The following is a 21,183-nucleotide window of genomic DNA, read 5'->3' as shown; positions in this document are numbered from 1 at the left end:
TCGATGAGAGGTGACAACGACCAACTTGCCTCCTTCTGGATGCCCTTTACCGCAAACCGCGCCTTCAAGAGCCAGCCGCGCCAACTCGTCTCGGCAAAGGGCATGCACTATCGGGCGAGTGACGGGCGGACGATCCTCGATGGCACTTCGGGCTTGTGGTGCAGCAATGCCGGCCATTGTCGTCCCGAGATTACCGAGGCGATCGCGAAGGCTGCCGCAACGCTCGATTTCGCCCCGACCTTCCAGCTCGGTCACCCGCTGCCTTTCGAACTGGCACAACGGCTCGCGGCACTGATGCCCGAAGGGCTCGACCGCATCTTCTTCACGAATAGCGGGTCGGAGTCGGTCGATACCGCGCTCAAGATCGCGCTAGCGATCCAGCGCGCGAAGGGGCAGGGCACGCGTACGCGGCTGATCGGACGCGAGCGCGGCTACCACGGCACCGGTTTCGGCGGGATCAGCGTCGGCGGGCTCGTCAACAACCGTCGCGCCTTCGGCGGCGGGCTTCCCGGTGTAGACCATCTCCGCCACACGCACGATATCGAGCGCAACGCCTTTACGCGCGGATTCCCGCAGCACGGAGCCGAGCTGGCCGACGACCTCGGGCGCCTCGTCGATCTGCACGGTGCGGAGACGATCGCGGCGGTGATCATCGAGCCGATGGCGGGATCGACGGGGGTGCTCGTGCCGCCGGTCGGCTATCTCCGGCGCTTGCGCGAGATTTGCGACGAGTACGGCATCATATTGATCTTCGACGAGGTGATCACCGCCTTCGGCCGCGTCGGCGGGGCAACGGCGTCCGGAGCATGGGGCGTGACGCCCGACATCATCACCATGGCGAAGGGACTCACCAACGCTGCGGTGCCGATGGGCGCCGTGGCGGTGAAGCGCGAACTGCATGATGCGGTCATCGATAGCGTAGCCAGCGGAATCGAGCTGTTCCATGGCTATACCTATTCGGGTCACCCGCTCGCAAGCGCGGTCGGGCTCGCGACGCTCGACCTTTATGCCCGCGACGGTCTGTTCGACCGCGCGGGGGAACTGGCCGCCTATTGGGAGGATGCCGCGCACGCGCTGAAGGGGCGGCGTCATATCATCGATATCCGCACCATCGGGCTCGTCGCGGGCATCGAACTCGAACCGCGTCCGGGCGCGCCGACCGCGCGCGCGATGGAATTGTTCCACGCCTGTTTCGACAACGGCCTGCTCGTCCGTGCGACCGGCGACATTATCGCATTGTCGCCCCCTTTGATTGTCGAAAAATCGCAGATCGACGAGATGTTCGGACGGATTGGCGACCTGCTCGGCGCGATCGACTAGGCAGCGAGCGGGAAAGTCACCGACACCTTCGTTCCCTTGCCCAGCTCGCTTTGGATGTCGAGTTGACCCTGGTGGCGTTCGCTGATGTGCTTGACGATCGCGAGGCCGAGGCCGGTGCCCCCGACCGAGCGACTGCGCGCCTCGTCGACGCGATAGAAGCGTTCGGTCAGGCGCGGCAGGTGGTCGGGCGCGATGCCGTCGCCCTCGTCGCTCACCGACAGCCGCACGCGGTTTCCTTCGCGCGCCAGTTCCACCGTGACCGGAGTCCCCGAATGGCCATATTTCATCGCGTTCGAAATGATATTGTGCGCGAGCTGCCCGAGCTGCGCCCCGTCGCCGAGCATGGGTTGCGGCATGTCGCCCAGCATCGGGACGATATCCTTCGCGCGCGGCTGTTCGCTGTCGCGAAGCTGCGCGATCGAGGTCCGGACGACCGCGGCGAGGTCGACCGGAGTCGTCGGGCGCCGAAAGCGATCGGCCTCGACGCGCGAGATCGAAAGCAGGTCGATGACGAGCTGTTGCATCCGTCCGGCCTCGCGGTGGATGATCGACAGGAAGCGGCTGCGCGTCGGCGCGTCGGTATCGCCGTTCATGTCCTGCAGCGTTTCCACATAGCCGAGGATGGCGGCGAGCGGCGTGCGGAGTTCGTGGCTCGCGTTGGCGACGAAATCCGATCGCATCCGGTCGGCGGCGTCGATCGCCGAATGATCCGAAAGCATGACGATGCGTTGTCCATCCGACAGCGCGGCGACGCGCATCGTCCAGCGCTGGCCGGGGCGGGGGAAGTCGATCAGATTGACCGTTTCGAGCGGGCCGTCGCTGTTGATCCGTGAAAGCCATTCGGCCGCCGCCGGATGGCGGATCGCAGTTCGTATATCTGCGCCGACGATATGGCGGCCGAGCAGGCGGATCGCTGCATCATTCGCTATCGCGACGATATTGTCGGCAACGCCCAGCAGAGGGTCCTTTTCCTGATCGACCCAGCGTGCGAAATCGGGGTGGCGAAGAAGCGAAACCGGCGGCGTTTCGGCCGCCGGCGCTGCGCCCTGGACGTCGGGGAGCGGCGCGGGGAGGGCACTGTAAACCGTGGCTGCGGCCGCAAAGCCCGCGATCGCCATCATCGCGATCGACAAGGGGTCGCCTCCCGTCAGCGCGGCAAAGATCGCCGCGATAACGACCAGAGTCAGGGCGATGACGAGGCTGGACAGACGGTCGAACATGCGCCGCTCGGGTCGCACGAAGCGGGGGATCAGCGCAAGCGGCTTTGCGGTCGTTAACGCTTTTTCGTGGGATGTGCCAAAGCGGGAAGCCGGTTCGCCGTGGCGGTCTTTTGCTTTTCCTTGGCGCATCATTGCGTTATGCGCCGGCCATGGAAAACAGCGACATTCCCGCCGGTCCGCCCGAAATGGATGGCGAAGCCGTTCCGTCGCGCCGCAAGATGCTGGCGCTTGGCGCCGTCGGTGTGTCTGCCGCGTTGACGATCCGGCCTGCCTTTGCACAAACCGCCGTATCGGTGATGAACTGCGAGATACCGGTGCCTGGGCCAACGGGGGCCGGCAAATACATCGACACCGCGGGCAAGTTGGTACCGGCAGGGACGAAGGGCGCGTTTCCGGGTTCGCCCCGCCCCTTTACCGGCGAGGAAGTGAAGCGCGCGTTCCGCGGGCAGACGCTGCCCGGAACGACCTACAACCAGTCACAGGCCTATCTTCAGTATATCCGGCGCTTGCAGGCGGGGCAGAGCGGCTTTACCTGTTTCGCATCGATCACGACGTCGCGCTGATTATCGCTCCCCCGACAGGCGATGACGGTTTTCGGCCGCATCGTCAGACAAGGGAGTTTTCGTGAAACTAGCATCGCTCAAAAAGGGCCGCGACGGCCGCCTGGTCGTCGTTTCGGACGATCTTGCCTGGTATGCCGACGCCGGCCAGATCGCGGCGACCATGCAGACTGCGCTCGACAATTGGGCCTATGCGGCGCCGCGCCTTGCCGCGCTCGCCGAAGACCTCAACCATGATGCAATCCCGAAGGAGCGGTTTCACGAGCGCGACGCGGCGTCGCCGTTGCCGCGCGCCTATCAATGGGCCGACGGCAGCGCATATGTGAACCATGTCGCGCTCGTCCGGCAGACGCGCGGCGCCGAAATGCCCGACAGTTTCTGGCACGATCCGCTGATGTATCAGGGCGGGAGCGACCAGTTCCTCAGCCCGCGCGATCCGATTCCGCTCGGCGATCCCGCGTGGGGCTGCGACATGGAGGCCGAGGTGGTCGTCGTGACCGGCGATGTGCCAGCGGGCATCGATGCCGTTGCGGCGCGTGAGAAGATCCTTCTCGTCGGCCTGACCAACGACGTGTCGTTGCGCGGGCTGATCCCTGGGGAACTCGCCAAGGGGTTCGGCTTTTTCCAGTCAAAACCGTCGAGCGCGATGTCGCCCGTCTTCGTGACGCCCGAGGCGCTCGGCGATCGCTGGAAGGACGGGAAGCTGCACGGGACGCTGTCGGTCGATCTGAACGGTGAACCGCTGGGCCGTGCCGACGCGGGGGTCGACATGACTTTCGACTTCGGCGCGCTGATCGCCCATGCCGCAAAGACGCGCGACCTTGGCGCCGGAACGATCATCGGGTCGGGAACCGTTTCCAACCGCGATGCCGACGGCGGTCCCGGCAAACCGATCAGCGAAGGCGGGCTGGGCTATAGCTGTCTTGCGGAAGTGCGGACCGTCGAGACAATCCGGCTGGGCGAGCCCAAGACGCCGTTCATGCAAAAAGGCGATATGGTTCGCATCTGGATGGATGACGAGCGCCACCACAGCATTTTCGGCGCGATCGAGCAGACGGTCGGCTGAAAGCAAAGAGGGCGGAAGTCGCTTCCGCCCTCTTCTAGCTGTTCACAGGTGGCGCCGTTGTCAGCCCTTGCCGCCGAAGCTGCCGCCCGACATCGCGTCGCTCAGCGAACAGGCCGCCGGGCCCAGAATGACGATGAACAGCACGGGCAGGATGAAGAGGATCAGCGGCACCGTCATGATCGCGGGCAGGCGTGCGGCCTTTTCCTCGGCGCGCATCATGCGTTCGTTGCGGAACTCCGCCGACAGGACGCGAAGCGCGGACGCGAGCGGTGTGCCGTATTTTTCGGTCTGGATCATGGTCGTGACCACGCCCTTCACCGATTCCAGATTCACGCGATAGGCGAAATTCTCGAACGCCTGCCGGCGCTCGGTCAGGAAGCCCAGTTCGATCGACGTCAGCGCGAATTCCTCGCCCAGTTCGGGATAGGCGCGGCCCAGTTCCTTTGAGACGCGGGAGAAGGCGGAGTCGACCGTCAGGCCTGCCTCGGCGCAGATAACCAGAAGGTCAAGCGCATCGGGAAGCCCCTTGCGGATCGCGTCGGTCCGCTTCTGGCGCATATTGTCGACGAACAGGTCGGGCGCCTTGTAGCCGAGGATCAGTGCGCCCATCGTGTAGGCCGTGCGTTTGAACGACGTCAGGCTGGGCCACATGTCGACCCAATAAATCAGGAAGATGGCAAGCGCGCCGAACAGGATCGGCAGGACCATCCGGCCGAAAATCACTGCGACGGCGAGATCCTTTGACCGGATGCCGGCCTGCGCAAGCTTTTGCTGGACTTCCTTGATCTGACTGTCCTGAAGGACCTGCAGCTTGCCCAGAAAGGTACGCATCTTGTCGGCGGTCTGATTCTTGCGGACCAGCCGGGCGCGGCGCTTTGCTGTCGAGGCGGTGATACCGGCTTTCAGTTGTTCGCGGCGGTCGTTGAGCGCCTTGACGCGCTTCGTCATCGGATTGCGGACTGTCAGCGCGTTGTAGATGGCGAACAATACGGCGAAGACGCCGACCGCCGCCAGCATGGTCCCGGCCCATACGACGTCGATGCCGAGCAGGGTCGGTCCGCTTTGCGCGCCCGTGAAGGCGGACGAGAGAAGGAGGCTGCTGTTCACTGTCTCTGCCCTCTCAAATCTCGAAATTGACCATTTTGGCCATGATGCCGGCGCCGATACTCATCCATATCAGGCCGCCGATACCGGCGATGATCAACCGCTCTTCGACGAAAAAGCCTGCAAGATAGCTGGGGTTCACCGTCCAGACGACGCCGAACACGAAGAAGGGCAGCGCGCCGACGATATAGGCGGAGGCCTTGGCTTCCGACGACATTGCCCTGATCTTGAGCTTCATCTGCGCGCGCTTGCGCAGCACATCCGACAGGTTGGCCAGCGTTTCGGCCAGATTGCCGCCGGTTTCGCGCTGGATCTGGATCGTGATGCAAAAGAACTGGAATTCAGGCGTGCCGAGCATTTCGGCCGATTCCTGCAGCGCGGCTTCCATGGTGTTACCGATGCGGATGCGTTCGACGACGCCCCTGAATTCCTCGCCGACGGGGCCGGGAAGCTCCTGGCTCACCACCTGAAAGGTCTCGGTGACCGGCAGACCCGATTTGAGGCCGCGCACGAGCAGGTCTATCGCATCGGGAAAGCGGCTGTTGAACGCGGCAACGCGCCTTTTGATCGTCATCCCGACAACGAGATAGGGAAGACCGAGACTGAGCAGCAAACCGACGAGCCCCGCCATAAGAAAAGGGGCCCGAACGATGAGCATTGCTCCGGTGGCGACGACGAACACGATCATCGTCGCGAACATATATTGCGTCAGCGTCCAGCTCTTGCCGGTCCGGCGGATGCGCTTTTCGAGCTCCTCGCGGCGCGGCAGCAAATTGGTCAGCGTCGAATCGCCTTTGCGGCCGGACTGGATCGTCTTGCGCATCTGCGCGGCGACCACCGCTTCGGTCGAGGCGGCATGGCGATCCTTGACCATCGCAAGCCTTCGCGTCTTCGCCTTGCCCGCCGAAGGCCCGCCAACCAGTATCACGAGGAGGGCAAAGGCCAGGAGGGCTCCGGCGACGATAAGGATGACTGGCAGGTTCATGGTCAGTTGGTGTCCGCTTCTGTCAACGGGGATCGTTAAGGCACGTCGGACGCGCCCTTACGCCGCCTGCTTCGCGCCCTTTTTGGCCAGGCCGAGCTTGCCGAGCAGCGAGCCGCCGGACTTGCTTTTCGCGGCGACGACCGGCGCGTCCTCGGCATCGACATCGGCGCCGTCGAGGATGATGCGCATCAGGTTGTTCCACACCTGCGCCGACTTGGTGCCCTTGCAGGTTTCGGCGTAGGATTTCCCGAGCTTGGCCGCCTGGGCGACGAGTTTCGGGTCGAACGGGATGACGATGTCGATCGGCCGTTCGATCGACGATTCGAACTCCTTGCGCGACAGCTCGCCGATCGCGTTCTGGAACTTGTTGGCGACAAGCAGCACGCGCGCGCCCGGGATGTTCTGCTTGAACCACGACAGGAGGCGGATCGTGTCCCGCGCCGCGGCAAGCGTTACGTCGCTGACGAGCAGGATGGTTCCCATTTCCGACACAAGATGCGGGAAGGGGATCAGCACCTGGCGCGGGATGTCGACAATCGTCATTTCAAACGCGTTGCGCAGCTCTTCCTCCAGCTGGAAAAAGGCCGAGCCGTCAGTCATCACCGGCTGATGGATCGGGGCTTCGGCCGACAGCAGGCTGAGCTTGTCCGACGCGCGCACCATCGCGCGCTCGATGAACAGGCCGTCGATGCGGCTCGGATTGTCGATCGCGTCGATCAGGCCGCGCCCGGGTTCGAGGTCGAGCGTGAGCGCCCCGGTTCCGAAATGAATGTCGAGATCGAGGAGCGCGGTCTGACGGTCCGCCTGTTCGCTGATCGCCCAGGCGAGCGACGTCGCGACAAGCGATGCGCCGACGCCGCCCCGGACACCCACGACACCCATCATGTGATGCGGCTTGTCGTCGTGCATATCGGCGTGTTTGGGGGCCGACAGCATGGCCTGCGCCATGGTCAGCGATTCGCGGACCTGTTCGAGCGAGAGCGGCTTCAGAAGATAGTCCTGAATACCGCTCGACAGCAGGTCGCGGTACAGGCGCACGTCATTGACCTGGCCTGCCGCAATCACGACCGTTCCGGGCTCGCAAACTTCCGCCAGCGCGTTGATATCGTTGATCGGGTCGCCCGATTCCGACATGTCGACGAACAGGATATTCGGGCTGGCCGACACCGACAGCGACTGTACGGCGTTGCGAAGACCGCCCTTGTTGCACTTTTCGATCGGCCAGCCCATGTCGCCCGCCGCAACGCGGATCAGCTCCAGCGTATCGTCGTCGCAGACGAAGGCGTTGAAGGGATCGCGCAGTCCTGCTGATTTGAAAGGAGCGTTCACTGGCTACCTCCGCTGGTGGGTGCTTTGGTCAATTCGCCGGCACCGGTCTGGGGTTTCGTCCGATAGGTCTGGATCGCGCGCGTCGCTGCGAGCGGGTCATGCCCCGTGTCGCGCGCGCCCTTGATGAGATCATTGGGATCCGCGACCATCGCGGCGAGGTTGCTGTTGACCGCGCAGCCATAGTTGGACGAGGTCGCATTGACCGGGTTCAAGGAGGATTTGCTTTCCCAATTGGGGCATCCCGGAACCGAAGCCGACGCGCGCGTCACGACGACGCGCAGATACCCTTCCGGAACCGCGCCAGTCGTTACCGGCACTTCGCGGCTCAGCAACAAGCCGCGGCGTTCGACCATCGCGCGGACGGTCGCCTGCGCCGACGAGGCACCGTAAAGCGAGGGGTCTTCCACCGCGATGCGGTCGCCATAGCGGACCCCCATCGCGTCGAGCCAGCCTTGCAGGCGGCTCTGCTCGCTGGGTGGCAGCTCGCCGCCCGCGGTCGCGACATCGAATTGGTAAAGATTGTTGCGCACCACCGGCTGATGCACCGATTCCAGGCTGCGGTTGCTATACGCGGCGCCGGTGCAGCCGGCGAGCGAGGTCGCCAGCGCCAGAACCGTCCAAGTTGCGATTTTCTTCATCACTTTGCTCCTGAAATCCGGCGCGTCACTTGATGTTGAAACCGGGCGCGGCGTTGCCGCCACCGGTCTGCGGACGGTCGGCGTCGCCGACGTTGGTATCGAGCCGCGGTTTGGGGCGATCGCCGCCCGTCACGCCATCGCTCGTCTGGTTGAGCAGCAGCCGTTGCAGATCGTGCGTGTCCTGAAATGCGTCGGTCGGCAGCTTGATGTCGTTCGCCGACACGGGCTGGACCAGATAGGGCGTCACGACGATGACGAGTTCGGTTTCGCCACGGCGGAAGCTGTCTGATTTGAACAAGGTGCCGAGCAGCGGCACATCGCCGAGCCCGGGCATCTTGTCGATCGCGCCGATCGAGCGGTTGTTCAGCAGGCCGGCGATCATGAAGCTTTCGCCCGAACCGAGCTCGACCGTCGTTTCGGCGCGGCGGATCGTCAGCGCGGGTACCTGAAAGCCCTGCATCTCGATCGCGCCTTCGGTCGACAGTTCGGATACTTCGGGGCGGACGCGCAGGCTGATCCGGCCGTTCGACAACACGGTCGGCGTATAGGCCAGGCTGACGCCATATTTGCGATACTCGATCGTCGTACCGGCAAAGTTGCCGGGGATCGGCACGGGGAATTCGCCGCCCGCCAGGAAATCGGCCGTCTCGCCCGAAATCGCGGTCAGGTTCGGCTGCGCCAGCGTCGCGACCAGCCCCGACCGCTCGCCGATGTCGAGCGAGGCGATCAGGTCGAGCCCGAACAGGCGGCCCGCACCGGCGAGGCTGCGCGTGCCGGCGGGAGTGTTGATCGTATAAGTGGTGTTGCCATCGGCATCGGTCGTGATCGTGCCCGCCTGACGGCCGCCGAATATCCCGCCCAGGAAACCGTTGCCGAGCGGGCCGTCGGTGTCGCGGGTCAGGAGGTTCCCGCTGATTTCCTTGACGAGCGAGCGGTTCACTTCGGCGATACGGACCTGCAGATTAACCTGCAGCGGCGTTGCCGTGCGCAGGCGGGAGAGGACCTTGGTCTCTTCGCCGACAAAGGCCTGAACCAGCCGTTCGGCTTCGGCGGCATCGTCGGGCGATTGTACCGTCCCGGTGAGCAGCACGAAACCGTTCATCGGGTTCGCCGCGATGCTGGCGTCAGGCATGGCGAGCGACAGCATCTGGTCGATCGTCTCGATATTGTTGCCGACGCGGGCGACCGTCGAAAAGACGACCCGGCCGCTGGCATCGGTGGCGTAAATGCTGGTTTCGCCCGGCTTTTTGCCAAAGACATAAAGCTGGCGGCCCGAGCGGACCTGGACGTCGGCGACCTCGTCGTTGGCGACGAAAACATCGGACATCGTGGCCGGAAGGCTGACCAGACGGCCGCGGCCGACCGACAGTTCGAGGCTGCCGCTGGCGGCCTGGACGGCCTGGGCGATGACGGGCTGCGAAGGCGCCGCGACCAGCGTCGCTGCCACAAGGCCGATGGCCAGGGTGCGCGCCAGAGCCGCCGCCTTGAAATTGGCTTTGCTTTTCATGTTACTTACCCCCAACCGGAACTTCGGTCATCTTGTCACCGCGGGTGATGCGCACCACCGGGCCGGTCGGCACAGCCGCCTGGCGGCCGCCATTGGACGGGGTATAAACCCCCCGGCTTTCCGGCTGCGGCGTGCGCGGCGAGGTGACGCGGCCGCGTACCGGGATCCAGAAGCGCGAGACGTCGCCGCCGGTCGTCGCCGACGAGCGGTTGGACGTCGGTCGCGCGGCGGCTTCGGCGAGCATCTTTTTCTCCGCGGCCGTTCCGGCTCCGGCGGGAACATCGATCTCGCCCGACGCGATCGCGGCTTCGAGTTCGCCGGCGCTTTCGGCCAGCGGACGGAGCGCGAGCGACAATTTGCCCATATCCTGGGCAACAGCGATCTTTTCGGCAATGTCCGGCGTGGCTTCGAGCGTTACCGAGCTGAAGGTGCGGACCGGCGTCTTGCCCGTCTCGTCCTCGGCATTATAGCGCTGATCCGTCGCAAGGACGCGAACGTTGCGGATGATCGTCTCCGCCGTGAACAATTCCTTGTCCGGGTAGGATGAGGTGTCGGAGTCGACCGATATCCGCTGGGCGAGCATCACATCGACGCGGTCGCCCGGAAAGACGAAGCCGGCGACGCCCTGTTCGCGCGAGACCTTGACGGTGACCGCACGCATTCCAGGCCCGAGCGCCGCGGCGAGGAAGCCGCGGTCGTCGGGATGAACCAGGGCGCCCTGCGTGAGCGGCTGCCCGGCCGTGATCGCATGGCGCACGACGGTGCCGACCAGCGTGTTCACGTCGGTCTTGTCCTTCAGGAAATAGGCTTGCTCGACCAGTTCCTTCGGCCATGGCTGGAACCGGAAGCTGTCGGGACCGATGATCGTGCCGACCGGCAGTTGCCGCGTCGCGACGAGAATCGTCGGGCCAGTGATTTCCGGTGCAGCCGCCGCTCGTGCGGACGGGGCGGCGGCGCCGCGCATCATCTGGTTGACCCCGAACGCCGCGCCGATGGCAATCACCAGCGCGCCGACGATCAGCATAATCTTTCGCGTATCCATGACGAGTTGTCGCCCTCCTGCACCCACCAGAGACGGTCGTGCTTTTCCCTCAGGTCATCCGATAACCTGAAACTGGTTAAGATATTGTTGGTGAAGCGCCCAAAGGCCCGCAGCGGCTATGGCGACCCCATAGGGTACCTCGACCGGCTTGTCCGATGGCCGCAATTTCATATGGATAAGCATCAGGGCGGACAGGATGCCTCCCCCGATCGCCATGATCATCAGCATGGGCAAGAACAGCGGAAGCGGGATCCACAGCATCACCGCGCCGATCATTTTCACGTCGCCGCCGCCCATCGCGCCGACGGCGAACAAGCCCGCGAAAATCAGAAAGACGAGAAGGGCGGCTCCGAATTGAACGGGGATCTCGGGCCAGAGCGCGAGTCCCGTCGCGATCCAGAAAGGGATCGCGAGCAGCGCCATCGCCGCGTTGAGCTCGTTTGAAATCGTCCGCGACCGCACGTCGCTGATTGCCGCTGCAATCATCAGCAGGCCAAGAATGACCATCAGGCCGAGCGAGATCGCGCTGCTATCCATCGGCTCCTCCTACGCAACATGGCTTACCAAAGAGTAACCATGTTCCGTTCGGCACGGCGGCCTTGCATTCCGCGGTCCAGGGGATATGCGGCGGGACGATGACCGACAGGCCGCCTTCCGCCACCGATGTCCTGATCGTCGGCGCCGGTATCGCCGGTGCGAGCCTGGCAGCAGCGCTTGCGCCCTGGCGACGCGTCGTGCTGGCGGAATCCGAGGACGCGCCCGGCTATCATGCCACCGGCCGGTCGGCAGCGTTCTGGCACGAAACCTATGGCGGGGCGGGGGTGCAGCCCTTGACGCTGGCCTCGCTCGAAACATTGCTGAGGCCCGACCCGGCGTTTTCGGACCATGGCTTTCTGTCGTCGCGCTCGGCGCTGACCGTGGGACGGACATCCGAAGCGGCGGCGGTCGATGCTTTCACCGCTGAGTTCAAGGTGCGAGGCGTGGAGATCGAGCGGATGTCCGGGGCCGCCCTCGCCGCGCGAATTCCCGGCCTGCGTCCCGAATGGAGCGAAGCGGCCTATGAAGCCGCATGCCGGGATATCGACGTCGGCGGTCTCCACACAGCCTATCTTCGCGCCGCGAGACGTGCGGGCGCATCGCTGGTGACCCGCGCTCCGCTGCGCCGCGCCCGCCGCGCGGGCGACGGATGGAGGGTCCAGCTGGGCGACGGCGAGATTGAGGCGGCGGTGATCGTGAACGCCGCGGGCGCGTGGGCCGATCACGTCGCGGCCGCTTGCGGTGTCGCGCCGGTCGGAATCCAGCCGTATCGGCGGACGGTGCTTCAAGTGCGGCTCGGCGCTGCGGTGCCAGCCGAACTGCCGTTGGTGATCCACGTCGGCGGGCAATTCTATTTCAAGGGTGAAAGCGAGGGGCGTGTGTGGCTCAGCCCCCACGACGAGACCCCGACCACGGCGCACGACGTGGCGCCCGAAGACATTGACGTCGCCATCGCGATCGAGCGGATGCAGTCGGTCGTCGATTGGCCGGTGGCCGCCGTGGAGCGCAAATGGGCCGGCCTGCGCAGCTTCGCCCCCGACCGGCTTCCCGTTTTCGGTCCCGATGGCCACGAAGACCGGTTTGTCTGGTGTGCAGGGCAGGGAGGATTCGGCATCCAGACCGCGCCGGCGATTGCGGGGCTGCTCGCGGCGCAATTGGGCGCGCCGGCGCAATTGGGCGCGATCGGGCGGATCGACCCCGTGCCTTTTACGCCCTCGCGCTTTGCCTGAGCCGTTCTTTTCTTGCACGGCGAAGCGATTGAATTAACATATGTTTCGCTCGTCGTCCCCGACGTGGCGCGAATGTGGAGGATGGCATGGCCCATTATTTCGAGATCAAGAAGAACAAGGCGGGCGAATTTGTCGCCTATTTCAAATATAATAGCGAACCGATCTTCTGGACCGAAGGCTATAGCAGCAAGGCCTCGGCGAAAAACGCGATCGAGTCGATCCTGAAGAACGGACCCGGCGCCGAAGTCCGCGAAACCGAATAGACGGGCGCGCGCGGGCGCCCCACCGGCCAACCAGATCAGCGCGCCCGCGCGATTTCCAGCGCGGCGTCGCTGGCGAGCTGGTCGGCCAGCTCATTGTCGCCGTGCCCGGCATGGCCCTTGACCCAGAGCCATTCGACCTTGTGCCGCGCGGATTCCTTGATCAGCCGTTGCCACAGGTCGGCATTGGCGACGGGCTTTTTCGCGGCGGTCTTCCAGCCGTTTTTCTGCCAGCCGAAAATCCATTTGGTGATACCGTCGCGGACGTAGACGCTGTCGGTCGAGAGTTCGACGTTGCAACTGCGCTTGAGCGCGGCGAGCGCCTCGATCGCCGCCATCAGCTCCATGCGGTTATTCGTCGTGTCGGGTTCGCCCCCGGACAGCGTCTTGACGACATCGCCCCAGCGCAGCACCGCGCCCCAGCCGCCGGGACCGGGATTGCCCTTGCACGCTCCGTCGGTGGCGACAATCACGGTCTTGGCGGTGCTTGTCGTCATGCGAACGCGAACAGGCTGGCGGCGTCGGCGGCGCGATAGCGCTGCAGACGGGCGAGGAAAGGCGATGGATCCTTGCGCGTGACGAGCGCGTCGGCGGGTGTGTGCACCCAATCGTGCGCGCGGGTCAGCAGGAAACGGAGCGACGCCCCGCGTGCGAGCAGGGGCAGCGCGGCGATCTCTGCGTCCGTCAACGATATTTCCCGTAAATAGCCGCGCATCAGCGCGCGCGCGCGCGCCGGATCGCACTGGCTGCCGTCGGTCGAAAAGGTCCATGACGCGTGGGTTATAGCCAGATCATAGGCGCGAAAATCGCTAGCCGCGAAATAGAAGTCGATGAGGCCGGTGACGCGGTCGCCGAGCATCAGGACATTGTCGGGGAACAGGTCGGCATGGATGACGTGCGCGGGCAAGCCGCTCGGCCAGCGCGCGTCGAGATGCCCAAGCTCCTCATCGACGATTGCCTGCAATCCCGGGAGCACGACATCGAGATTTCCCGCCCCTTCGGCCACGGCGCGCCAATGATCGTGACCCATGCTGTTTTCGCGTCCACCGGCATAGGACTCGAGCGCGCGATGCATCGTGCCGAGCGCCGCACCGGCGGCTTCGCACTGTTCCGATGTCGGCTGGGTCAGCGAAATGCCCTGAAGAAATTGGATGAGGCAGGCGGAGCGCCCCGAAATCTGCTGGATGGCGATACCCGTTCGATCGCGGATCATGGCCGGAACCGAGCAATTCTGGCCGGCGAGATGATCGAGCAGATCGACAAAGAACGGCAGGTCGCCTTCGCTGACGCGCTTTTCGTAGAGCGTCAGGATAAAGCGCCCGCCGGTGGTCTCGAGCAGGAAATTGCTGTTCTCGACGCCCTCGGCAATGCCCTTGCACGACACGACGGTTCCGATGTCATAGCGCGACACCAGTGCTGCGAGATCGTCGGGCTCGACGTGGGTATAGACCGCCATCAGGCCGCTTCGAGTCCGCGCGGCAACTTGAAGATCATATGCTCTTCGGCGGTGACGACGATATCCTCGACGACCGGGCGAATGGCGGCGACAGCGTCGATGACTTCGCGAACCAGCGTCTCCGGCGCGCTGGCCCCGGCGGTGATGCCGAGCGTCGAAATATCTTCCAGCCAGGCCCGATCGACATCGGTGCCGCGCTGGACGAGATGCGCGGGCGTCCCCAGCCGTTCGGCCACCTCGACCAGGCGGAGGCTGTTCGAGCTGTTGGGCGCCCCGATCACGATCATGCGGTCGCATTCGCCCGCGATCGCCTTCACCGCGTCCTGACGGTTCGACGTGGCGTAGCAGATGTCCTCGCCACGCGGGCCGCTGATCGCGGGAAAGCGGTGCTGCAATGCTGCGATGATGTCCCGCGTGTCGTCGACAGAGAGTGTCGTCTGGGTCAGGTATGACAGCATCGCGGGATCGCTCGGTGTCAGTGCGGCGACATCGTCCACCGATTCCACCAGCGACATCGCGCCCTCGGGGAGCTGGCCCAGCGTGCCGACGACTTCGGGGTGGCCCGCGTGTCCGACAAAGACGATGTGCCTCCCGGATTCATGCGCGCGCTCGGCTTGCCGATGCACCTTGGATACCAAAGGACAGGTCGCGTCTATATAATCGAGCCCGCGCATCTCGGCCTTTGCCGGCACGGCTTTGGGGACGCCATGCGCGCTGAACACCACCGGAACGCCATCGGGGACCTGGTCGAGCGATTCGACGAAAATCGCTCCCTGCTCTTTAAGCGAGTCAACGACATAGCGGTTGTGCACGATCTCGTGACGGACGTAGACGGGCTCGCCATATTTTTGCAACGCGAGTTCGACGATGCGGATCGCGCGATCGACGCCGGCACAGAAACCGCGCGGCGCGGCAATCAAAACCTTGAGTTCTGCCGCTTCGTGGCCGGACGTGGGCGTCGTCGGATGGGGTGCGTTCATGATGCGCGCGCTCTAGCGCAGCAAGTCCCATGGGGTAAAGCCGCTTCGTCCCTGGTGTCTTTGTCGTTCTCTTTGTTGCGCCCCGTTCATCGCACCGATAAGAAGCGGCGCGCATGAAGCGGGATCAATCGTCCCGGACTTGTCCGTGCGCCTTATTTGGAAAGCCCGATTATCATGATGTCCACTTCGTTTCCGTCCCGTAAGTTCCTGGCCATGCTGTGCGGCGCGGCGGCCATGGTGACGGTGGCGGGCTGTGCGAAGGACAATGAAATCGACGTCTCGGGCGGCGTCGGCATCACCGCGACGCGCAGCGCCTGTCCGGCGGTCGCTGTGCCGCTGCACACCGGCGATATCACGCTGTTCGATCCCGCGACGAGCCGCGATGCGAGCGCGGTCGATGTCGTCGCCGCGATTACCAATGTGACGCCGCAGTGCAACGACACGGGTGAGAAAGTCTATCAGCTCGCGAGTTTCGATGTTGTCGCGACGCGCCGCGATGCCGGACCGGCGCGCACTGTGACGCTGCCCTATTACGCCACGGTGTTGCAGGGCGGGACTGCGGTGGTTGCAAAGCGCCTGGGCAATGTCGCTGTGACTTTTGCGGAAGGGCAGGTGCGCGGCACCGGGCGCGGGCAGGCTTCGGCTTATGTCGATCGCGCCGCGGCGACGCTGCCCGCCGATATCCAGGAACGCATCACGCGCAAGCGCAAGGCGGGGGACCAGGACGCCGCGATTGACCCGCTCAGCCTTCCCGAAGTGCGCGCGGCGGTGCAGCGCGCCAGTTTTGAACTGCTCGTCGGCTTTCAGCTGACGCAGGATCAGCTCGAATATAACGTCCGACGATAGGCCTCGCGGCGGCGTAGCCACGCCGTTCGCCTCTTCACGCCCTGCGCGCCGCCCGGTGACGCAGGGCTTTTCGCGTGCCGCAAGCTGGGATAGGGCGCGCGCAAGACTTTTCCCGATCCAAGATAGGCCAAGCCCCGTGACCCTGTTCAGCCGTTTTTCCGACCATATCGGCACCGCGCTCGATGCGCTCGCCGCCCGCGACGCCTTGCCCGCCGGCCTCGACCGCGGCGCGATCAGCGTCGAACCGCCGCGCGACCCCGCGCACGGCGACGTCGCGACCAATGCCGCCATGGTGCTTGCGAAGCCCGCGGGAATGAACCCGCGTGCGCTTGCCGACCTGCTCGTCGGTGAACTCGGCAAGCTCGATGAGGTGACCGAGGCGAGCGTCGCCGGCCCCGGCTTCATCAATCTGCGCCTTGCCGACGACAGCTGGCGCGACGAACTGGCGCTGATCTTCAGCGAAGGCGGCGACTACGGTCGATCGACGATGGGGCAGGGGCGGCGCGTCAACGTCGAATATGTCTCGGCCAATCCCACGGGCCCGATGCACGTCGGCCATTGTCGCGGCGCCGTCGTCGGCGACGCGCTCGCCGCGCTGCTCGAATATGCGGGGCACGAAGTGATCCGCGAATATTATGTCAACGACGCCGGCGCGCAGGTCGATGTGCTCGCAAGATCGGTGCACATGCGGTACCGCGAGGCGCTCGGCGAGGAGATCGGGGCGATTCCCGAGGGGCTCTATCCCGGCGACTATCTGAAACCCGTCGGCGGCAAGCTGGCGGCCGAGCATGGCGACCGCTTCGTCGATGCGCCCGAAAGCGCATGGCTCGGCCTGTTCCGCGCCGAAGCGGTCAGCGCGATGATGGATATGATCCGCGCCGACCTGGCCAAGCTCGGCATCCATCACGACCTTTTCTCCTCCGAAGCCGAGCTGCAGGCCGAGGGCAAACCCGCCGCCGCTGAAAAATGGCTGCGCGATCATGATCTCGTCTACGACGGCCTGCTCGAAGCCCCGAAAGGCGAAACGCCCGAGGATTGGGAGCCGGTCGAGCTGCCGCTGTTCCGCTCGACCCGGTTCGGCGACGACCAGGACCGCCCGATCAAGAAGTCGGACGGCAGCTGGACCTATTTTGGCGCCGACCTCGCCTATCATTTCCAGAAAAGCCAGAATGCCGACGAGCTGATCGACATCTGGGGCGCTGACCATGCGGGCACAGTGAAGCGGATCAAGGCCGCGGTCGCGGCACTCACCGGCGGCAAGACCCGTTTCGACGTCAAGCTGGTGCAGATGGTCCGCCTGCTCAAGAATGGCGAGCCGTTCAAGATGTCGAAGCGTGCGGGCAATTTCGTCACGCTCGCCGATGTCGTCGAAGAGGTCGGCAAGGATGCGGTGCGCTTCACCATGCTGACGCGCAAGGCCGACGCGCAGATGGACTTCGACTTCGCCAAGGTCGTCGAGGCGTCGCGCGACAATCCCGTCTGGTATCTGCAATATGCCAACGCCCGGATTGCGCGCCTGCGCAAGAAGGCCGCCGAAGCGGGGATCGACTTGCCGGCACCGGCTCCCGCACGGCTGAGCGCGCATGAGTTGGGGCTGATCAAGCTGCTCGCGCAATTCCCGCGCACGGTCGAAGCGTCGGCGTCGGCGCGCGAGCCGCACCGGATCGCATTCTTTCTGGCCGACGTCGCTGCGGCGTTCCACGCCTGGTATAATCTGGGCAACGACGACCCGTCCGCGCGCATCGTGCTCGACAATGACCCCGAACTGACCGCGACGCGGCTTTATTTGGCCGACGGAATCGGGCAGGTTATCCGCAACGGGCTCTCCCTGATGGGGGTTGAGGCGCTCGAGGAGATGAATTGATGGCCGAGGGGAAGGATGCGGGGCAGGGCGAGACGGGGCTTGGCCTCGATGACGAGGATCGGCTGCCCTGGCTCGAAGCGGCCGACGGGTTCGAGGAAGATGGCGAGGTTTCGCCAGTCCGGCTGCTCGTCATGGTCCTTGGTGGGTTGCTCCTGATCGGCGCGGTGCTTGGCGGCCTTTGGTGGGTTCAGAACGGCGGCGCGCGCGGCAAGGGCGAACTGATCGCCGCGGAGCAGGGGGGGTACAAGATAGCCCCCAAGAGTGATGGCGCGAAAACCTTTGAAGGAGAGGGCGATGCCGCCTTTTCCGCCAGCGAGGGCGCGCAGCCGGCGGGCAAGGTCGACCCGGCGCGGATGCCCGAAGAACCCGCTGTGACGCCGGCGGAACGCGAGGCGGCCGCCAAGAAGGCAGCCGCCGAAAAGAAAGCCCCCGCTAAGGCCGCTACCGGCGGCAAGTCCAGCCCGGCCGCTCCGGCCAAGGCGGACGAGAGCACGCCGGCGGCGCCTGCATCGGGAACGGCGATGATCCAGCTCGGCGCGTTCAGCAGCGAGGGAGCGGCCGTGAAGGCATGGACCAACCTGTCGAAGCGTTTTGCCTATCTGGCCGAACTCAATAAATCGGTTTCGCCCGCCAAGGTCGGCGACGGAACCGTCTATCGCCTGCGCGTGTCGGCAGGAACGGCCGCCAACGCGTCGAATTTATGCGGAAAATTGCGTGTTGCGGGTGAAAATTGCGTCGTCGTCCGCTGATTCGGCCCGCTTGGCCGCAGACTCCGTTGGTGCAATCCCGTCGCTATGGCATGTTACCGTGCTGGTCGTTGCCTGAGGGGGCGGCGACCGATGGAGTTTGAAGGACGATGATACCTGCTATTTTCGGCGTGTCGGGCCTGACCCTCACCGATGACGAGCGCGCCTTTTTCCGCGACAGCGACCCCGCGGGCTATATATTGTTTGGCCGCAACATCGAAAACCGCGAGCAGTTGCGGCGCCTGACCGACGAGCTTCGGGGTCTCGACGGCCGCGGCAACCTGCCGATCCTGATCGACCAGGAAGGCGGGCGCGTCGCGCGCATGAAATCCCCCGAATGGCCACTATTCCCGAGTGGCGCGGCATTCGACGCGCTGTACGACCGGGCGCCCGCCAGCGCGATCGAGGCGGCACGGCTCAACGCGATGGCGCTCGCCGCCATGCTCGCCGAGGTGGGCATTACCGTCGATTGCCTGCCGCTTCTCGACGTGCGCCAGCCGGGCGCAAGCGATGTGATCGGCGACCGCGCGCTCGGTAGCGAACCGATGCGCGTCGCGGCGCTGGGCCGTGCGATCCTCGGCGGATTGCAGGCCGGCGGCGTCGTCGGGATCGTCAAGCACATCCCGGGCCACGGCCGCGCGCTGCTCGACACGCACGAGGCGCTGCCCACGGTTACCGCGCCGGATCGCGACCTGCAGACCGATCTCGCGCCGTTCGCGGCGCTGCGCGACGCGGCGATGGCCATGACCTGCCACGTCATTTTCGAGGCGTGGGACCCCGACCGACCCGCGACGCTGTCGCCGATCGTCATCGACACTATCATTCGCCAGCGTATCGGTTTTCACGGCTTGCTGATGACCGACGACCTGGACATGAAGGCGCTGTCGGGCGACGTCCCGTCGCGCGCCGCCGATGCGATCGCTGCGGGCTGCGACATTGCGCTCAATTGCTGGGCGAAGATGGACGACATGATCGGGATTGCGAATGCGCTCGATCCGATCAGCACCGTGTCGCGTGCGCGGCTGGAGGGTGCGATGGACCGGGTGTCGGGCACCGGCGATGCCCGCGCGTTTGCGACACTGGTCGATCAGCGCGACGCGCTGCTGGCAACGGCCTGATCCGCTGATGGAGGCTTTGCCGCTCGATTTCGAGATCGTACCGGCAGCGCCCGAACGCGACGACGCTTTGCAGCTATCGCTCGAAAGCTGGGAGGGGCCGCTCGACCTCTTGCTGGCGCTCGCGCGCAGCCAGAAGGTCGATCTCAAGCAGATTTCGATCCTTGCGCTTGTCGAGCAATATCTGACCTTCATCGCCGAGGCGCGCGAGTTGAAGCTGGAGGTGGCCGCCGATTATCTCGTGATGGCGGCGTGGCTCGCCTATCTCAAATCGGCGCTGTTGCTGCCGAAGGATTCGCTCGAGGATCCATCGCCGGACGAGCTGGCGCTGCGGTTGCAACTCCGCCTTCAGCGGCTCGCGGCGATGCGCGACGCGGCCGCGCGCCTGCTGGCGCGCGATCGTATCGGCCGCGATGTCTTTCTGCGCGCCAAGCCGGAGGGGCTTCGCGATATCAAGGTTCGTCGCTGGGACGCGAGCCTCTATGATCTCCTAGCAGCCTATGGCCAGGTCAAGCTGCGCTCCGAACCCGTCGTGCACATGGTGTCTCGTCGCCCGGTAATCACCCTCGACGCCGCGCTGCATCATCTCCAGCGAATGCTGGGCGTGAAGCTCGACTGGGCCGAACTCGCTGATTTCCTGCCCGGTGACTATGACGGTCCGCTGCGCCGCTCAGCCATCGCATCGAGTTTCGTCGCGGCGCTTGAATTGGCAAGGCAGGGCCGCGTCGAATTGCGGCAGGATGGCGCCTTCGAGCCGCTCTATTTGAAAGCAGCACAAGCATGATCGACGATCTTGAGCGCGCGATAGAGGCGATGTTGTTCGCCAGCGACGAGCCGCTTGACGCGCGGCAGGTCGCGGCGCGCCTCGGCGACGAAATGACGCCGGGCCAGGTGAAGGCGATCATCGAAAATATCGCGCAGCGCCATTCGGGAAGCGGTATCGAGCTTGTAGAGCGCGGCGGGCACTGGCATTTTCAGACCCCGGCCGATCTGGCACATCTTTTGCGCCGCGAACGCGACGACCCGCGCAAATTGTCGCGTGCCGCCGCCGAGGTGCTGGCGATCATCGCCTATCACGAGCCGGTCAGCCGCGCCGAAATCGAAGCGATCCGGGGTGTCCAGACCTCGAAGGGCACGCTCGATGTGCTGATGGAAGCCGAATGGATCATGCCCGCCGGCCGCCGCGAAGTTCCGGGGCGGCCACTGATCTACAAGACGACCGACGCGTTTCTGCAACATTTCGGCCTCACCAGCCGCAAGGACCTGCCGGGAATCGAAGATTTGCGCGCGGCGGGTCTCCTCGACCCGGTCGATCTCGCTTTCGAGGAAGCGATGGGCGAACTGGACCTAGTAAAAGACGGCGAAGAGGCTTAGATGGG

At 64.9% G+C, this 21,183-nt stretch carries 22 protein-coding genes; 11 read left to right on the top strand and 11 right to left on the bottom strand.

Translation table 11 applies throughout. From position 1 onward, the window contains the following. The first annotated feature begins 3 nt into the window (after positions 1-3). Complete coding sequence (locus HDC29_RS09455; RefSeq protein WP_179496539.1) at positions 4-1,320, top strand: aspartate aminotransferase family protein; 1,317 nt, start codon at positions 4-6, stop codon at positions 1,318-1,320. On the opposite strand, the gene HDC29_RS09450 is transcribed toward HDC29_RS09455, so the two are convergent. After that, on the bottom strand, positions 1,317-2,540 hold the full coding sequence (locus tag HDC29_RS09450) for an ATP-binding protein (RefSeq protein ID WP_179496537.1): 1,224 nt from the start codon (positions 2,538-2,540) through the stop codon (positions 1,317-1,319). The two genes, HDC29_RS09455 and HDC29_RS09450, sit on opposite strands and share 4 nt — an antisense overlap. A gap of 149 nt (positions 2,541-2,689) precedes the next feature. Here HDC29_RS09450 and HDC29_RS09445 point away from each other — a divergent pair, with 149 nt between their 5' ends. Together HDC29_RS09445 and HDC29_RS09440 are read left to right on the top strand one after the other, a co-directional pair. After that, entirely contained in the window at positions 2,690-3,103 is a 414-nt protein-coding gene (locus HDC29_RS09445; RefSeq protein ID WP_179496535.1) for a hypothetical protein, read from the top strand. Positions 3,104-3,164: 61 nt separating this feature from the next. Then, the gene (locus HDC29_RS09440; RefSeq protein WP_179496533.1) at positions 3,165-4,166 is read left to right on the top strand and encodes a fumarylacetoacetate hydrolase family protein; all 1,002 of its coding nucleotides are present in this window, start codon (positions 3,165-3,167) and stop codon (positions 4,164-4,166) included. Positions 4,167-4,226: 60 nt separating this feature from the next. Here HDC29_RS09440 and HDC29_RS09435 read toward each other — a convergent pair whose 3' ends face one another. From HDC29_RS09435 to HDC29_RS09405, 7 genes are all read right to left on the bottom strand, one after another. Then, on the bottom strand, positions 4,227-5,183 hold the full coding sequence (locus tag HDC29_RS09435; RefSeq protein WP_218844454.1) for a type II secretion system F family protein: 957 nt from the start codon (positions 5,181-5,183) through the stop codon (positions 4,227-4,229). Between the two features lie 103 nt (positions 5,184-5,286). Then, positions 5,287-6,255 (bottom strand): type II secretion system F family protein, encoded by a 969-nt coding sequence (locus HDC29_RS09430; RefSeq protein WP_179496530.1) that lies wholly within the window; start codon positions 6,253-6,255, stop codon positions 5,287-5,289. Between the two features lie 57 nt (positions 6,256-6,312). Next, positions 6,313-7,584 (bottom strand): pilus assembly protein CpaE, encoded by a 1,272-nt coding sequence (locus HDC29_RS09425; RefSeq protein ID WP_179496528.1) that lies wholly within the window; start codon positions 7,582-7,584, stop codon positions 6,313-6,315. Next, positions 7,581-8,222, bottom strand: coding sequence for a CpaD family pilus assembly protein (locus HDC29_RS09420; RefSeq protein WP_179496526.1), 642 nt, complete (start codon positions 8,220-8,222; stop codon positions 7,581-7,583). The genes HDC29_RS09425 and HDC29_RS09420 overlap by 4 nt, the downstream gene beginning before the upstream one ends. Before the next feature lie 25 nt (positions 8,223-8,247). After that, positions 8,248-9,729 (bottom strand): type II and III secretion system protein family protein, encoded by a 1,482-nt coding sequence (locus HDC29_RS09415; RefSeq protein ID WP_179496524.1) that lies wholly within the window; start codon positions 9,727-9,729, stop codon positions 8,248-8,250. A 1-nt stretch (position 9,730) separates the two neighbouring features. Continuing rightward, complete coding sequence (cpaB, locus tag HDC29_RS09410; RefSeq protein WP_179496522.1) at positions 9,731-10,771, bottom strand: Flp pilus assembly protein CpaB; 1,041 nt, start codon at positions 10,769-10,771, stop codon at positions 9,731-9,733. 54 nt (positions 10,772-10,825) lie between these two features. Beyond that, entirely contained in the window at positions 10,826-11,308 is a 483-nt protein-coding gene (locus HDC29_RS09405) for a prepilin peptidase (protein ID WP_179496520.1), read from the bottom strand. A 98-nt stretch (positions 11,309-11,406) separates the two neighbouring features. Here HDC29_RS09405 and HDC29_RS09400 point away from each other — a divergent pair, with 98 nt between their 5' ends. Both HDC29_RS09400 and HDC29_RS09395 read left to right on the top strand, forming a co-directional pair. Then, positions 11,407-12,537, top strand: coding sequence for an FAD-binding oxidoreductase (locus HDC29_RS09400; protein WP_179496518.1), 1,131 nt, complete (start codon positions 11,407-11,409; stop codon positions 12,535-12,537). Positions 12,538-12,623: 86 nt separating this feature from the next. Further along, positions 12,624-12,800: a DUF1508 domain-containing protein gene (locus HDC29_RS09395; protein ID WP_179496516.1), complete on the top strand. Its 177-nt coding sequence runs from the start codon at positions 12,624-12,626 to the stop codon at positions 12,798-12,800. Positions 12,801-12,835: 35 nt separating this feature from the next. On the opposite strand, the gene rnhA is transcribed toward HDC29_RS09395, so the two are convergent. Genes rnhA through ispH form a run of 3 tightly spaced genes read right to left on the bottom strand, consistent with a single transcriptional unit; the run spans position 12,836 to position 15,233 of the window. After that, positions 12,836-13,294, bottom strand: a complete 459-nt coding sequence (rnhA, locus tag HDC29_RS09390) for a ribonuclease HI (protein WP_179496514.1) — start codon at positions 13,292-13,294, stop codon at positions 12,836-12,838. Next, the gene (gene thrB / locus HDC29_RS09385) at positions 13,291-14,253 is read right to left on the bottom strand and encodes a homoserine kinase (RefSeq protein WP_179496512.1); all 963 of its coding nucleotides are present in this window, start codon (positions 14,251-14,253) and stop codon (positions 13,291-13,293) included. The genes rnhA and thrB overlap by 4 nt, the downstream gene beginning before the upstream one ends. Further along, complete coding sequence (gene ispH / locus HDC29_RS09380; RefSeq protein ID WP_179496510.1) at positions 14,253-15,233, bottom strand: 4-hydroxy-3-methylbut-2-enyl diphosphate reductase; 981 nt, start codon at positions 15,231-15,233, stop codon at positions 14,253-14,255. Before ispH ends, thrB begins: the two co-directional genes overlap by 1 nt. Positions 15,234-15,407: 174 nt before the next feature. Between ispH and HDC29_RS09375 the strand changes: the two genes are divergently transcribed. From HDC29_RS09375 to scpB, 6 genes are all read left to right on the top strand, one after another. Beyond that, complete coding sequence (locus tag HDC29_RS09375) at positions 15,408-16,079, top strand: hypothetical protein (protein ID WP_179496508.1); 672 nt, start codon at positions 15,408-15,410, stop codon at positions 16,077-16,079. A gap of 136 nt (positions 16,080-16,215) precedes the next feature. Then, entirely contained in the window at positions 16,216-17,943 is a 1,728-nt protein-coding gene (gene argS / locus HDC29_RS09370; RefSeq protein ID WP_179496506.1) for an arginine--tRNA ligase, read from the top strand. Next, complete coding sequence (locus HDC29_RS09365) at positions 17,943-18,692, top strand: SPOR domain-containing protein (RefSeq protein WP_179496504.1); 750 nt, start codon at positions 17,943-17,945, stop codon at positions 18,690-18,692. Before argS ends, HDC29_RS09365 begins: the two co-directional genes overlap by 1 nt. A gap of 107 nt (positions 18,693-18,799) precedes the next feature. After that, complete coding sequence (gene nagZ, locus HDC29_RS09360; protein WP_179496502.1) at positions 18,800-19,807, top strand: beta-N-acetylhexosaminidase; 1,008 nt, start codon at positions 18,800-18,802, stop codon at positions 19,805-19,807. A gap of 7 nt (positions 19,808-19,814) precedes the next feature. Further along, the gene (locus HDC29_RS09355; RefSeq protein ID WP_179497416.1) at positions 19,815-20,588 is read left to right on the top strand and encodes a ScpA family protein; all 774 of its coding nucleotides are present in this window, start codon (positions 19,815-19,817) and stop codon (positions 20,586-20,588) included. After that, positions 20,585-21,178, top strand: coding sequence for an SMC-Scp complex subunit ScpB (scpB, locus tag HDC29_RS09350; protein ID WP_179496500.1), 594 nt, complete (start codon positions 20,585-20,587; stop codon positions 21,176-21,178). Before HDC29_RS09355 ends, scpB begins: the two co-directional genes overlap by 4 nt. Positions 21,179-21,183 lie beyond the last annotated feature (5 nt).

Origin of the sequence: Sphingopyxis sp. JAI108, assembly GCF_013410105.1 — a bacterium.
In the GTDB taxonomy this organism is placed as follows: Bacteria; Pseudomonadota; Alphaproteobacteria; order Sphingomonadales; family Sphingomonadaceae; genus Sphingopyxis; species Sphingopyxis chilensis.
Note: the sequence above shows the minus strand (reverse complement) of the source record. Positions and strands in the feature narration are given on the sequence as shown.

Excerpts from the sequence above, each read along its gene's own strand:
- HDC29_RS09455 (WP_179496539.1), top strand. The coding sequence starts at position 4 with ATGAGAGGTGACAACGACCAACTTGCCTCCTTCTGGATGCCCTTTACC.
- HDC29_RS09450 (WP_179496537.1), bottom strand. The coding sequence starts at position 2,540 with ATGTTCGACCGTCTGTCCAGCCTCGTCATCGCCCTGACTCTGGTCGTT.
- HDC29_RS09445 (WP_179496535.1), top strand. The coding sequence starts at position 2,690 with ATGGAAAACAGCGACATTCCCGCCGGTCCGCCCGAAATGGATGGCGAA.
- HDC29_RS09435 (WP_218844454.1), bottom strand. The coding sequence starts at position 5,183 with ATGCTGGCGGCGGTCGGCGTCTTCGCCGTATTGTTCGCCATCTACAAC.
- HDC29_RS09430 (WP_179496530.1), bottom strand. The coding sequence starts at position 6,255 with ATGAACCTGCCAGTCATCCTTATCGTCGCCGGAGCCCTCCTGGCCTTT.
- HDC29_RS09420 (WP_179496526.1), bottom strand. The coding sequence starts at position 8,222 with ATGAAGAAAATCGCAACTTGGACGGTTCTGGCGCTGGCGACCTCGCTC.
- HDC29_RS09415 (WP_179496524.1), bottom strand. The coding sequence starts at position 9,729 with ATGAAAAGCAAAGCCAATTTCAAGGCGGCGGCTCTGGCGCGCACCCTG.
- cpaB (WP_179496522.1), bottom strand. The coding sequence starts at position 10,771 with ATGGATACGCGAAAGATTATGCTGATCGTCGGCGCGCTGGTGATTGCC.
- HDC29_RS09405 (WP_179496520.1), bottom strand. The coding sequence starts at position 11,308 with ATGGATAGCAGCGCGATCTCGCTCGGCCTGATGGTCATTCTTGGCCTG.
- HDC29_RS09400 (WP_179496518.1), top strand. The coding sequence starts at position 11,407 with ATGACCGACAGGCCGCCTTCCGCCACCGATGTCCTGATCGTCGGCGCC.
- HDC29_RS09395 (WP_179496516.1), top strand. The coding sequence starts at position 12,624 with ATGGCCCATTATTTCGAGATCAAGAAGAACAAGGCGGGCGAATTTGTC.
- rnhA (WP_179496514.1), bottom strand. The coding sequence starts at position 13,294 with ATGACGACAAGCACCGCCAAGACCGTGATTGTCGCCACCGACGGAGCG.
- thrB (WP_179496512.1), bottom strand. The coding sequence starts at position 14,253 with ATGGCGGTCTATACCCACGTCGAGCCCGACGATCTCGCAGCACTGGTG.
- ispH (WP_179496510.1), bottom strand. The coding sequence starts at position 15,233 with ATGAACGCACCCCATCCGACGACGCCCACGTCCGGCCACGAAGCGGCA.
- HDC29_RS09375 (WP_179496508.1), top strand. The coding sequence starts at position 15,408 with ATGATGTCCACTTCGTTTCCGTCCCGTAAGTTCCTGGCCATGCTGTGC.
- HDC29_RS09365 (WP_179496504.1), top strand. The coding sequence starts at position 17,943 with ATGGCCGAGGGGAAGGATGCGGGGCAGGGCGAGACGGGGCTTGGCCTC.
- nagZ (WP_179496502.1), top strand. The coding sequence starts at position 18,800 with ATGATACCTGCTATTTTCGGCGTGTCGGGCCTGACCCTCACCGATGAC.
- HDC29_RS09355 (WP_179497416.1), top strand. The coding sequence starts at position 19,815 with ATGGAGGCTTTGCCGCTCGATTTCGAGATCGTACCGGCAGCGCCCGAA.
- scpB (WP_179496500.1), top strand. The coding sequence starts at position 20,585 with ATGATCGACGATCTTGAGCGCGCGATAGAGGCGATGTTGTTCGCCAGC.